The sequence below is a fragment of the Streptomyces colwelliae genome (assembly GCF_048158785.1).
Lineage (GTDB): Bacteria > Actinomycetota > Actinomycetes > Streptomycetales > Streptomycetaceae > Streptomyces.
In genome coordinates this window covers 1-12,013 of record NZ_JBLTJC010000321.1, presented here as the reverse complement: position 1 = coordinate 12,013, position 12,013 = coordinate 1, and the positions used below count along the sequence as shown (strand labels likewise).

Annotated in this window: 11 protein-coding genes and 1 pseudogene; 5 read left to right on the top strand and 7 right to left on the bottom strand. The window is 72.0% G+C overall.

All coding sequences use genetic code 11. The features are described 5' to 3' along the window. From ACNFOC_RS41440 to ACNFOC_RS41410, 7 genes and pseudogenes are all read right to left on the bottom strand, one after another. The coding region (locus ACNFOC_RS41440) for a CHAD domain-containing protein (protein WP_416964182.1) at positions 1-823 on the bottom strand (823 nt) is incomplete at its 3' end. Next, on the bottom strand, positions 804-3,164 hold the full coding sequence (locus tag ACNFOC_RS41435) for an RNA degradosome polyphosphate kinase (protein ID WP_416964181.1): 2,361 nt from the start codon (positions 3,162-3,164) through the stop codon (positions 804-806). The genes ACNFOC_RS41435 and ACNFOC_RS41440, both read right to left, overlap by 20 nt. A 139-nt stretch (positions 3,165-3,303) precedes the next feature. Next, the gene (locus ACNFOC_RS41430) at positions 3,304-4,248 is read right to left on the bottom strand and encodes an ABC-2 membrane transporter-related protein (RefSeq protein WP_416964180.1); all 945 of its coding nucleotides are present in this window, start codon (positions 4,246-4,248) and stop codon (positions 3,304-3,306) included. After that, positions 4,245-5,000: an ABC-2 membrane transporter-related protein gene (locus ACNFOC_RS41425; RefSeq protein WP_416964179.1), complete on the bottom strand. Its 756-nt coding sequence runs from the start codon at positions 4,998-5,000 to the stop codon at positions 4,245-4,247. Before ACNFOC_RS41425 ends, ACNFOC_RS41430 begins: the two co-directional genes overlap by 4 nt. Further along, positions 4,997-6,022: an ABC-2 membrane transporter-related protein gene (locus ACNFOC_RS41420; protein ID WP_416964178.1), complete on the bottom strand. Its 1,026-nt coding sequence runs from the start codon at positions 6,020-6,022 to the stop codon at positions 4,997-4,999. Before ACNFOC_RS41420 ends, ACNFOC_RS41425 begins: the two co-directional genes overlap by 4 nt. Positions 6,023-6,402: 380 nt before the next feature. Then, positions 6,403-6,900 (bottom strand): annotated as a pseudogene (locus ACNFOC_RS56120) (ATP-binding cassette domain-containing protein); the annotation flags it as partial. Continuing rightward, positions 6,900-7,283, bottom strand: a complete 384-nt coding sequence (locus ACNFOC_RS41410; RefSeq protein WP_416964176.1) for a GntR family transcriptional regulator — start codon at positions 7,281-7,283, stop codon at positions 6,900-6,902. The pseudogene ACNFOC_RS56120 and the gene ACNFOC_RS41410, both read right to left, overlap by 1 nt. 153 nt (positions 7,284-7,436) lie before the next feature. On the opposite strand from ACNFOC_RS41410, the gene ACNFOC_RS41405 reads away from it, so the two are divergent. The 5 genes from ACNFOC_RS41405 to ACNFOC_RS41385 all read left to right on the top strand — a co-directional run. Further along, positions 7,437-7,979: an RNA polymerase sigma factor gene (locus tag ACNFOC_RS41405; RefSeq protein ID WP_416964175.1), complete on the top strand. Its 543-nt coding sequence runs from the start codon at positions 7,437-7,439 to the stop codon at positions 7,977-7,979. Further along, entirely contained in the window at positions 7,976-8,815 is an 840-nt protein-coding gene (locus ACNFOC_RS41400; RefSeq protein ID WP_416964174.1) for a cupin domain-containing protein, read from the top strand. Before ACNFOC_RS41405 ends, ACNFOC_RS41400 begins: the two co-directional genes overlap by 4 nt. An 83-nt stretch (positions 8,816-8,898) precedes the next feature. Beyond that, positions 8,899-9,759 carry an ABC transporter ATP-binding protein gene (locus tag ACNFOC_RS41395; protein WP_019064516.1) on the top strand — a complete coding sequence of 287 codons (861 nt, stop codon included), beginning with the start codon at positions 8,899-8,901 and terminating at the stop codon, positions 9,757-9,759. Continuing rightward, entirely contained in the window at positions 9,756-11,288 is a 1,533-nt protein-coding gene (locus tag ACNFOC_RS41390) for an ABC transporter permease (RefSeq protein WP_416964173.1), read from the top strand. The genes ACNFOC_RS41395 and ACNFOC_RS41390 overlap by 4 nt, the downstream gene beginning before the upstream one ends. After that, positions 11,288-12,013, top strand: a 726-nt coding sequence (locus tag ACNFOC_RS41385; protein WP_416964172.1) for a hypothetical protein, incomplete at its 3' end; no start/stop codon positions are given. The genes ACNFOC_RS41390 and ACNFOC_RS41385, both read left to right, overlap by 1 nt.

Below are 12,013 nucleotides of genomic sequence, written 5' to 3'. Positions count from 1 at the left end.
CGTCCTGGGGGTGCGGGGCGGTGTCGGGGGAGAGGCCGTGGATGAGGGCCTCCGCGTTGTACGGGTGCCCGGCGGTGACCAGGGGCAGTGCGGCGACCGCGTCGGTGAGGCGCTCCCCGGCGGCGGCGGCCAGCGGGCGCAGGTCGGCGCCGGCCGCGGCCGGGGTCAGGGGGACCTCGCTGGCCAGGACGGCGACCTTGTCGGCGACCGCGTGGAAGCGGGAGGAGCCGAGGGCCTGGAGGGCGGAGGAGTGGGCCCGGGTCCGGGCCAGGGTGAGCTGGCGCTCCAGCAGGGCGCCGGCCTTGGCCGCGCCCACGGTGAGGTTGCCGCGCTCGGCGGTGGCCGTGGGTGCCACGGCCGGTCTGGTGCCGGGGGCCCGGCCGCCCGCGGGTGCCGGGACGCCCCGGCCCGCGCCGGTGACCCGGCCGCCCACCGCCGAGGCCGCCGACTGCGCGGGGAACGCCGTGGAGCCCGACAGCCGGTGCAGTGCCAGCAGCAGCCGCTCCAGGCGGGCCGCGCAGGCGTGCTCCAGGGCCAACGTGCCCGACAGCCACGCCAGTTCGGGGCGCATCGCCTCGGACCAGTCGGCGTCCAGCAGCGGACGGAAGGTGTGCAGGCTGCCGCTGATGCGGCGGGCCGAGTGGCGCAGGGCGCGCGCCGCGTCGACGGAATCCTCCGTGCCGTTCTGCCCGTTGCCGGTCTCCCGGTGCAGCCGCAGGGCGCGGAGGAACTCCGTGGCCTGGCCGCGCAGGTAGCCCGCGAGGGCGTCACCTGTCACGGACCTGGCCGTGGGATCCGTCGGGTCAAGGTGTTGCTGTGCCACGCCGGCGCCTCCGGGCGTCTATGAGCATCTCCTGGACGTTGCGCAGGGGTTGGCCTTCCGCGTCGGTCGCGTGCCGGGTCCACTCGCCGTCCGGGCCCAGGTGCCAGGAGGAGGTGGTGTCCGACATGCCGGTTTCCAGCATCCGGCTGATCGAGGCGCGGTGGGCCGGGTCGGTGACCCTGACGAGGGCCTCGATACGGCGGTCGAGGTTGCGGTGCATCATGTCGGCGCTGCCGATCCACACCTCGGGCTCGCCTCCGTTGCCGAAGCCGAAGACGCGGGAGTGTTCGAGGAAGCGGCCGAGGATGGACCGTACGCGGATGTTCTCGGACAGGCCGGGGACGCCGGGCCGCACCGCGCAGATGCCGCGGACCCACACGTCGACCGGGACGCCCGCCTGGGACGCGCGGTAGAGCGAGTCGATGATCGCCTCGTCCACCATCGAGTTGACCTTGATGCGGATGAACGCGGGGCGCCCGGCGCGGTGGTGCTGGACCTCCTTGTTGATCCGGGCGATCAGTCCGTCGCGCAGGGACTTGGGGGCGACCAGCAGGCGGCGGTAGGTCTCGCGGCGGGAGTAGCCGGACAGCCGGTTGAAGAGGTCCGAGAGGTCGGCGCCGACCTGCGGGTCCGCCGTCAGCAGGCCGAGGTCCTCGTAGAGGCGGGCCGTCTTCGGGTGGTAGTTGCCGGTGCCGACGTGGCTGTAGCGGCGGAGCGTGTCGCCCTCCTGGCGGACCACGAGCGACAGCTTGCAGTGGGTCTTGAGTCCGACCAGGCCGTAGACGACGTGGCAGCCCGCCTCTTCCAGCTTGCGCGCCCACTTGATGTTGGCGTGCTCGTCGAAGCGGGCCTTGATCTCGACCAGGACGAGGACCTGCTTGCCGGCCTCGGCCGCCTCTATGAGCGCGTCGACGATCGGGGAGTCGCCCGAGGTGCGGTACAGGGTCTGCTTGATCGCGAGGACGTCGTCGTCGTTGGCCGCCTGCTCCAGGAACCGCTGCACGGACGTGGAGAACGAGTCGTACGGGTGGTGCAGCAGCACGTCCCGGTTGCGCAGGGCGGCGAAGATGTCGGGCGCGGACGCCGACTCGACCTCGGCGAGGTCGCGGTGGGTGCCCGCGATGAACTTCGGGTACTTCAGCTCGGGCCGGTCCAGCGAGCCGATGCGGAAGAGGCCGGTCAGGTCGAGCGGACCCGGCAGCGGGTACACCTCGGCCTCGCTGATCTTCAGCTCGCGCACCAGCAGGTCGAGCACCTCGCGGTCGATGGACTCCTCGACCTCCAGGCGCACCGGCGGCCCGAAGCGGCGCCGCATGAGCTCCTTCTCCAGGGCCTGGAGCAGGTTCTCGGCGTCGTCCTCCTCGACCTCCAGGTCCTCGTTGCGGGTGAGCCGGAACGCGTGGTGCTCCAGGATCTCCATGCCCGGGAAGAGTTCCTCCAGGTGGGCGGCGATGACGTCCTCCAGCGGGACGTACCGGCCCGGGGAGGACTCCAGGAAGCGGGAGAGCAGCGGCGGCACCTTGACGCGCGCGAAGTGGCGGTGGCCGGTGACCGGGTTCCGTACGACGACCGCGAGGTTCAGCGAGAGGCCCGAGATGTACGGGAAGGGGTGCGCGGGGTCGACCGCCAGCGGGGTCAGCACCGGGAAGATCTGGTGCCGGAACAGCGTGAAGAGGCGGGCCTGCTCCTTCTCCGTCAGCTCGTTCCAGCGGACCAGGTGGATGCCCTCCTCCGCCAGCGCGGGGGCGATGTCCTCGTGGTAGCAGGCGGCGTGCCGGGCCATGAGCTCGCGCGAGCGCGCCCAGATCATCTCCAGCACCTCGCGCGGCTGGAGGCCGGACGCGGAGCGGGTGGCGACACCGGTGGCGATACGGCGCTTGAGGCCGGCCACCCGGACCATGAAGAACTCGTCCAGGTTGCTGGCGAAGATCGCGAGGAAGTTCGCCCGCTCCAGCAGGGGCGTGTTCGGGTCCTCGGCCAGCTCCAGGACCCGCTCGTTGAACGCGAGCCAGCTGCGCTCCCGGTCCAGGAAGCGGCCCTGCGGCAACTGGGGCCCGTCGTACGGCGACTCCTCGTACTCGTCGAGGTCCGCGTCGATGTCGGGTTCCAGATCGGAGACCGCCGCCGACACGGTGTGCGGGCGGTGGGCGGCTATGGAGCCCACGGAGGGCTGCGCGTGCTGGACCTGGGCCTGGGCGTTGGGCTGGCTGCTCATGTGCCCATTGTTCCGCGCCACCGGCGATACGGGCGCGTCGGACAGCGCCGGAAGGAGCGGGACGAGGGCCCCGTTGCTCCCGTTCACCTCGGGAGGCGGCGAAGGCTCTGGCACGACGGGCTGCATTCGCCGAGCGTCGCAAGCCCGTCTGAACCGTTGGTTACGGCGACATGGCGTGCGGGATATCGGGGGGCGGCTCCCGGACGTCTACGGCACGGAAACGAACGTAACGGATGCCCGGGAGCCGCGGGGAGGGGGGTTCCGGTCAGGCCGTGCGGCGCCTGAGGAGGGTGAACACGATGGCGAGTACGAGGGCGGTGATCGCCAGGGCGATGCCGGTCTCCACGAGCTGGAGGGGCCAGAAGTGGGAGGCGGGGTGGTATTCGCTGTAGAAACCGGTGACGTCGTGGGCCTTCAGGCACGCCGCGCTGTCGCGGCACATCGGGTCGGCGATGTGGGCGCCGGTGGAGGTGACGGCGCCCCCGTCGCCGTAGAGGACGTCTCGCGGTGTCTCGTAGTCGGCGCCGGTGCTGATCGCCCAGGGCCACAGGTACGGGCGGGCGAAGCCGAGGGTGCTGAGGGCGAGGGCGGTGGCGGCGAACGCGAGGCCGATCGAGGTCAGGAGGCGGCGCTGGAGCAGGCCCGCGAGGGCGCCGATGGCGAGGCCCAGAAGTGGGAGGACGATGCCGAGCGTGCCGTTGGGGACGAAGGTCTCGTCGTTCCACCAGTTCCAGGTGACCGGCACCTGGTGGGCGTCGTACAGCAGCCGGTGCAGCAGGACGAGGACGGTGGAGCCGGCGGTGATCAGCGCGGCGGGCACGGCGAGGGTGGTGGCGAGCCAGCGGGTCGGGGAGATGCCCTGCGTCCAGGCGAGCTGTGCGGTGCCGTTCTCCAGCTCGCGGCCGATGACCGCGCCCGCGAGGATGGCGGCGAAGTACGGGATGAGCCCGATCAGGAACTCGGCGCCCGCGTAGGCCAGGTGGTAGTTGGAGATCGCGGCGCTCCAGTCGCACCCCTGGGCGGAGCACTTGCGCTTCCAGTCGGCCGCGGCGGCGTTCCCTCCGGGGCCGTAGGCCCACAGCAGGGCGCCGGCGGCGACGGTGAAGATCACCGCCCATATGACCAGGATGCCGCGCTGCAACCGCAGGACCGCGTGGATGGGGCCGGCCGCTCGGGTGCGGGCCGTCGGGGCGGTGGCCAGGGCGGTCATACGGCGGCTCCCTTGGTGTTCGTACGGCGGCCGAGCAGTGCGTACGCGGCCGCGAGGGCGAGTGCGGTGAGGGTGAGGAGCAGAGCCGTCGCGGTGAGCTGGAGCGGCCAGAAGTGGCGGTCGGGCCAGATGCCGTCCCACGTGCGGCCGAAGAAGTAGCGCGCCGCGTAGGTGACCGCGGCGGCCACCCCCAGCGCGGGCAGCGCGCGGCCGAGGGTGACTCCGGCGAGGGTGCCGGCGGCCAGGGCGAAGAGGACCAGGGCGACGGACATCGGGCCGGCCGGGACGAGGACGCGGTCGTAGGACCAGTTGGTGACCAGGACGTCCTGGTCACCGGTCCAGACCCAGGCGTAGACCAGGCCCAGCAGGGTGGTGCCGGCGGTCAACGGCAGGGCGGCCGCGGTGAGTTGGGCGGTGAGCCAGCGGGCCGGGGTGACGGACTGGGTCCAGGCGAGGCGGGCGGTGCCGGTCTCCAGTTCGCGGCCGACGAGGGCGGCGCCCGCCCAGGCGGCGACGGCGACGGAGGTGTAACTGAGCACCTCACCAAGGAAGTTCATGACGTTGTTGACGTCGGTGAGGACGAAGTACTGGTCGGCGGGGTGCCGTTCGGCGGGCGCCCGGAACAGGTGCACCCAGAGCAGCGTCCCCACGGCGAGCAGCAGGAACGCTCCCCACACGGTCAACGCCGGGCGGTGCAGGCGCAGTACGGCGCGCTGCGGTCGGGCGGTGGGGCTCAGGGCCAGGGCGGTCATGCGGAGGCTGCCTTACGTGCGGGCGCCGCCGGACCGGTCTGGCGCTTGAGGAGTCGGAACGCGGCCACGGTGAGGGCGGCGGTGACGGCGAGGATGATCGCGGTCGCGGTCAACTGGAGGGGCCAGTAGTGGGATTGGGGGTGGTAGTCGTTGTAGTAGCTGACGGCGTCGAGCTTGGCGTAGACGGCCTGGCAGCCCGCGTCGGTGGTGGAGCCGCACTGCTGGTCGGCGATGTGGGCGCCGGTGGAGGTGACCAGGCCCTGGTCGACGACGATGCCGGAACCCTGCGGGACGTTGTTCTTGAGGCTGCTGAGCTTGGTGACCGTGGGCCACAGGTACGGCGTCGCGATGGCCATGGCGCTCCACAGGAACGCCGTGGCGAACAGCGAACCGACCAGCGCGGCAAGGGAGTTGCGCTTGAGCAGGCCGATGAGGACGCCGATCACCAGGGCGGCCAGGGTCAGGGCGACGGTGGCCGGGCCGTTGGCGGCGTAGGTGCCGATGTCGTACCAGCTCTTCGCCGAGTCGAGACGGCCCTGGCCGGTCGACCAGGCCCAGTGGTGCAGCCCGACGAGCACGGCGGAGCCGACGGTGACGAGTACGGCCGGCAGGGCGAGCTTGGCGGCGAGCCAGCGGGCCGGTGAGACCGACTGGGTCCACGCCAACTGGGCGGTCCCGTGCTCCAGTTCGCGACTGGTCAGCGTGGCACCGGACCAGGCGGCGACCAGGAACGGGACGGCGAGGACGGCGATGGTCGTGTAGGTGTACCAGTCCTTGTAGCGGCCGACCGCGCTCGGGTCGTACACGCAGCCGTTCGCCTCGCAGGCGTGGTACTGCTTCCAGCCCTCGACCGCCGCGTCGGTGAGCGGCCCGCCCAGCCAGAGCAGGAGGGCGCCGAGGACGAGCACGAACACGGCCCAGGCGACCAGGGCGGACCGGTGCAGGCGGATCAGCCAGCGGAGCAGATGGGGCGAGGATCCGGCCGGGCGTCCGGTGACCGGCTGTGCGGCGAGGGCGGTCATACGGCGGCCTCCGGGGTCTTGGTGCTGCCGGCCTCGGGGTTGCGCAGATAGGAGAGGACCAGCTCCTCCAACGAGGGGGTGCTGGTACGCCAGTCGGTGTCGAGCGTGCTCGACGGGCGGACCAGGGCGCTGAGTTGGCGGCCGGTGGTGCGCGACTCGACGACGGTGTGCGGGGCGAGGACCGTGTGGGCGGGCGCGGACACATGGACGTGCGTGGCGAGCAGCTCGTCGATCTCACCGGCGAGGCGGACCCGGCCGCCGCCGATCAGCAGCAAGTGGTCGCAGGAGTCCTCCAGTTCGGCCACCACGTGCGAGGACATCACGATCGTGGTGCCGGACTCGGCGGCCCGCGCCATGAGGAGGCCCATCATCTCGTGCCGGGCCAGCGGGTCCAGGTCGGCCATCGGCTCGTCCAGGAGCAGCAGTTCGGGCCGCTTGGCCAGCGCGAGGGCGAGGGCGACGCGGGTGCACTGTCCGCCGGAGAGGGTGCGGATGCGGGACTTCGGGTTCAAGTCCCCGTCGTCCACGATGCGTTGGGCGACGGAGGCGTCCCACCGGTCGGTGTTCAGGTCGGCGCCCATGCGCAGCGTCTCGGCGACGGTGAGCTGCGGGTAGAGGGGCTTGTCCTGCGCGACGTAGGCGACCCGCTCGCGGGCCGCGCCCGGCGCCGTGCCGAGGACGGATATCGCACCCTCGGTGGGGGCGAGCAGCCCGGCGGCGAGGGCGAGGAGCGTGGACTTGCCCGCGCCGTTCGGTCCCACGACCGCGCAGACGCGTCCGGCGGGCAGCCGGAAGGCGCAGTCCCGCAGGGCCCACCCTCCCCGCCGGCCGAACCGCTTGCCGAGAGCGGCGGCCTCTATCGCGGCGGTGCCTGTCATCAGTCTTCTCCTTGGAAGTGCTTTTCGAGTACGGCGGTGAAGAGCGCGGCGACGTCGTCCCGGCCCAGGCCGGCCTCCCGGGCCCGCGCGGCCCAGTCGTCGAGCGCTAACCGCAGCGGCGAGTCGGCGGGCGTGATGCTCAGCCCTTTGCGGATGAAGGTGCCGAGGCCGCGGCGGGCCTCGACCAGTCCCTCGCGCTCCAGCTCGCGGTAGGCCTTCAGGACGGTGTTCGGGTTGATCGCGGTGGCCTCGACGACCTCGCGGGCCGTCGGCAGTTTGTCGCCGGGCTCCAGCATCCCCAGGTGCAGCGCCTGCTTGGTCTGCTGGACGATCTGTACATAGGTGGCCACGCCGCTGTGCCGGTCGATGCGGTACTCGACCACTCGCTTCCACCACCCTTTCACTAATTGAGTAGTGAAAGGGTGGTGCAAGGGTGCTGAGAAAGTCAAGTGAGATCGAGCGAGGTTGATGGAGATCGATCGAGATCGATGTGCCGGTCCGTGAACCGATCGGCGGGGCTCGTGCGATGAGGAGACGTGAGCGATACGGGAAGCGACGGGGATCTGCTGCGAGCCATCGCGGCGGACGGCGACCGGCGCGCGTTCGAGGAGCTGTACCGGCGGTACGCGCCGTGGCTGACCGCCCGGCTGCGCGGCCGGTGCGCCGACGCCGGGATGGTCGACGACGTCGTACAGGAGACGTTTCTCGCGGTGTGGCGGGGCAGTGCGCGCTACCGCGAGGACGGCGATGTGGCCGGGTGGCTGTGGCGGATCGGGTCGCGGCGGCTGATCGACGTGCTGCGCGGCGACGGGGCGCGCGGCCGGCTGCGGCAGGCGCTGACGCGGCTGCGGCACCGGGACGAGGCGTCGGCGGAGGAACGCGTGCTCGCGGGGGTGGAGCACGGGGACCTCGCCGGCGCCCTGGTCCGGCTCTCGCCGGAGCTTCGGGCGGTCCTCCAGGCCACCGTGATCGACGGGCTGACCACCCGGGAGGCGGCCGTGCTGCTGGGCATCCCGGCAGGCACGGTCAAGACGCGGGCCATGCGGGCCCGTAAGCAACTGCGGGAGGAGCTGGCATGACCTGGCATGTGGCCGAAGACGACGTACGCGCCTATGCGCGGGGCGAGTTGGCACCGCCCATGCTCTGGTCCGCCGACACCCACATCGCCCAGTGCGCCGAGTGCAGGGCCCTGTTGGCGTCGGTCGCCGACCCGGTGGCGCTGGACGCGGGCTGGGAACGCCTCGACGCCGAACTCGACGCCCCCAGAAGGGGGTTGGTGGAGTCGCTGCTCGTGCGGATCGGCGTCGCCGACCACACCGCGCGGCTGCTCGCGGCGACACCGGTACTGCGCCGCTCGTGGTTCGGCGCGGTGACCCTGCTGCTCGTGATGACGGTCCTGGTGACCGACGCGTCGAACGTCGCGTCGCCCGACGTCTTCCTCGCCCTCGCCCCGCTGCTGCCGCTCGCGGGAGTGGCGATGGCGTACGGCCCGGTGCTCGACCCGACCTACGAGATGACCGTCGTAGCCCCGATGCACGGCTTCAAGCTCCTCATGATCCGTACAACCGCCGTACTGGTGGCGGGACTTGGCCTCAACGGCCTCGCGACCCTGGCCCTGCCCGGATACGGCCTCGCCGCCCTGGCCTGGCTGCTCCCCGCGCTCGCCCTCACCTCGACGAGCCTCGCGCTGACCACGCGCCTGGGCCCGGTCCTCGCGCCGGGTGTGGTCGGCGGGGCCTGGACGGCCCTGCTGCTGGTGGCCCACGGACGGGCGACCCACGGCGGCACGCTCGCCCCGTTCACCGCGACCGGCCAGACGGTCGCGGCGGCGGTGGCGGTCCTGGCCGCAGGCCTTCTCTACCTGGCTCGCGACCGCTTCGACACGAAGACCCCGGGCTTCGGCCCAACAGCCTGATTCCTCAAGCGACTTCACGCCCCACTTCATCAACTTCACGCCACTTCACGCCACTTCACGCCATTTTCCGACTGGAGTACGTCATGACCACCACCGTCTCCGCGGCCGGGCTCAGCCTGCGCTACGGCCTGACGACCGCCCTCGACGACGTGTCGCTGCGGCTCACCGAAGGCGTCACCGGCCTGCTGGGCCCCAACGGGGCGGGAAAGACGACCCTGTTGAGGGTGCTGGCCACCGCGGTCCCCGCCGACGAGGGCACCTTCACGGTCCTCGGCCACGACCCCCGCACCCCCGCGGGGCGCCAGGAGACCCGGCGCGTGCTCGGCTACCTCCCGCAGACGCCGGGCTTCCACCCCGACTTCTCGGCCTTCGACTTCGTCGACTACGTCGCGATCCTCAAGGAGCTGACCGACCGCACCGCCCGCCACAACGAGGTACGGCGGGTGCTGGCCGAGGTCGACCTGTCGGACGTACGCGGCAAGCGCATCAAGAAGCTGTCCGGCGGTATGCGCCAGCGGGTAGCGCTCGCGGCGGCGCTGGTGGGCGACCCCGGCTTCCTGGTCCTGGACGAGCCGACGGTCGGCCTGGACCCCGAACAGCGCATGCGCTTCAGGGAGTTGATCGCCCGCGCGGGGGAGGGGCGAACGGTTCTCCTCTCCACCCACCAGACCGAGGACGTGGCGATGCTCTGCCACCGCGTCGTCGTGATGGCCGCCGGCCGCGTCCGCTTCGACGGCACCCCCGCCGAACTCACCGCACGGGCCGCCGGCCGCGTCTGGAGCAGCTCGGAACGGGACCCGAACGCGAAGGCGGGCTGGCGCACCGGCCTGGGCGTCTTCCGCAACGTGGGCGACCCGCCGCCCGGCGCCGAACTCGTCGAACCCACCCTGGAGGACGGCTACTTGCTCACCCTCGACGGCATGCACGCGGAGGCGACGGCATGAGCACCGTACTGACCCGGACCCCCGCCGAGACGACCACGGCACCCACCCGCGAGTCATGGCGGGCGATCTTCGCCCTGGCCCGCTTCGAGTCGCGCAAACTCCTCCTCCGTATCCCGGTGTTGTTCATGCTGGCGGCCTACGTCGCCTGGATCGTGTGGCGCACCAAGAGCGACTGGAACGGCTACCCGGCTCTCCAGGACGTCGACCGCGCCACCCAGACGGGCCCGCTGCTGGTCGGCTTCGCGGTCCTGCTCTGCGTCAACCAGGCCGTGCTGCGTTCCCAACGCCACGACACCGAGCGGCTGTTCGGGGTCCTGGTCCTCGAACCGTGGCGCCGTACGGCAGCCCACGCGCTGTCGATCCTGCCGGTGACCGGACTCGTCGCGCTGGGCGTGGCGGCCCAGTTCGGCTGGCAGGCGGTCAAGTCGACGGCGGTGGGCCACGGTTCGGTGGGCGAGCTGCTGGTGGGCCCGCTGTGTGTGCTGCTCTGCGGGGCGATCGGGCTGCTGATGGCCAGGCTGGTGCCGAAGCCGTTCGCGATCCCGGTGGCCGCGGTGCTGCTCCTCGTGTTCTCCGTCCTCGCGCCGGTCTCGATCGGCGGCGGCGGTGCCACGGCCTGGCTGACCCCGATCGTCGGCGAGGGAAGCAGCAAGACGATCCCCTCCGACCTGATCGGCCGCCCGGCCGTCTCGCACGCCCTGTACCTGACGGGCCTGGCGCTGGCGTTGGCCCTGCTCGCGGTACTGATCAGCAAGGGCCGCACGAAGACGGCGACGGCGGTACTGGCGGGCTCGCTGGCCGGAGCGGTCGCCCTCGGCGTGGTCGGCGGAGTCGGCCAGGCGGCAGGCGTCTCGTCGGAGACGGTCGCGGCCCGCACGGTGGCCACGCTCAACCCGCAGAAGGTCCAGTCCTGCGTCCGGCACGGCCGCTCGACGTACTGCGCGTTCCCCGAGTGGGTCCCCAGGACGGCGACATGGGCCGACGTCACGGACCACGTGCAGTCCCTCGCGGGCGGCACTGCACAGACCCGGAAGCTGCTCGTGCAGCAACGCGTCGAGGCCCGCTACGGCATGGAGGCCGACGGCGCGATCGAGCCGTCCACCACACCGGACCAGGTCACCGTCCGCACGATGTGGGGCGGACCCCGGACACCGGAGTTCTCCGCCGCGGTCGCCTCCGTACTGGTCCTCGGGAACGAGAAGGCCGGCGGTGACGTGTGCGACGGCCGCATGGTCACCATCATGTGGCTGGCTCTGGGCTGGACGTCCGACCCGGTGACCGAACTCCGCGCGGTCCGCCTGAGCGACACCGTGACCGGCTCCTCCATCGTCCTGTCGCCGACCAACGGAATGACCATGACGGCCGGACAGACCAGCGTCGTAAGGGAGTTGCTCGCGGCGGGCCCGTCCACGGTCACCCCGAAGGTGAAGGCGCACTGGGCGGAACTGACGTCTCCGAAGGTGACGACGGCAAAGGTCGCTGAGCTGCTCGGCGTCAAGGCTCCTGGTGGGGCCGACAAGTGCGAGTGATGACGAGGGAGAGCGGAGAGTCCGAGCAGACAGTCGGCGCCCAACTCCCTTCTACGGCAAGGGTGTTGGCACAGCTGATCCGACCGGTCCTGCGAGCCCTGCCGGTACGGGCACTGGTCGCGACCGCCGCGGTGGCCCTCCTGATCGCGGCCCTGCCCCGCCTCCTCTCCGACGAACCGGACCAGTGGTCCGCGCTCGTCGCACTGCGCGCCGCCGCCCTCACCTTCGCCCTGGGCCTGGCCTTCGTCCTGGACGACCCGACCCGCGACCTGACGTCCTCGGTACCGACCCGCCGCGTCCTCCGCACGGCTCTGCGGGTGGCACTGGTGGCCCCGTTCGCGGCGGCCTGGTGGACAGCGGCGGTCCTGCTGATCCCGTCGAAGATCCGCCCTCCGGTGGGCGACATGACCCTGGAGGCGGCAGCGGCGGCGGTCCTCTCCCTGGCCGCGGCGGCAGCGGCCCTCCGCTTCACGGCCGAACCGGAACCGGGTCAACGGGTCGCCGCCGGTTTCCTGGTCGTCGCCCTGGTGTCACCCCTGGCCCTGCCCAACGACTGGGGGATGTATGTGACCCCTGCGGAGAAGCAGTGGGGGGTGGGGCACGACCACTGGGCGATGGTGTTGGTGGGGGGCCTCTTCGACGAACTGGGCTGGCCCGCCTGGGAGGACGCGGCGGCCTCCCTCGTGCCGAAGGACCGGGTGGAGGACCTGATCGTCGCCGACGCC

Excerpts from the sequence above, each read along its gene's own strand:
- ACNFOC_RS41435 (WP_416964181.1), bottom strand. The coding sequence starts at position 3,164 with ATGCAGCCCGTCGTGCCAGAGCCTTCGCCGCCTCCCGAGGTGAACGGG.
- ACNFOC_RS41430 (WP_416964180.1), bottom strand. The coding sequence starts at position 4,248 with ATGACCGCCCTGGCCACCGCCCCGACGGCCCGCACCCGAGCGGCCGGC.
- ACNFOC_RS41425 (WP_416964179.1), bottom strand. The coding sequence starts at position 5,000 with ATGACCGCCCTGGCCCTGAGCCCCACCGCCCGACCGCAGCGCGCCGTA.
- ACNFOC_RS41420 (WP_416964178.1), bottom strand. The coding sequence starts at position 6,022 with ATGACCGCCCTCGCCGCACAGCCGGTCACCGGACGCCCGGCCGGATCC.
- ACNFOC_RS41400 (WP_416964174.1), top strand. The coding sequence starts at position 7,976 with ATGACCTGGCATGTGGCCGAAGACGACGTACGCGCCTATGCGCGGGGC.
- ACNFOC_RS41395 (WP_019064516.1), top strand. The coding sequence starts at position 8,899 with ATGACCACCACCGTCTCCGCGGCCGGGCTCAGCCTGCGCTACGGCCTG.
- ACNFOC_RS41390 (WP_416964173.1), top strand. The coding sequence starts at position 9,756 with ATGAGCACCGTACTGACCCGGACCCCCGCCGAGACGACCACGGCACCC.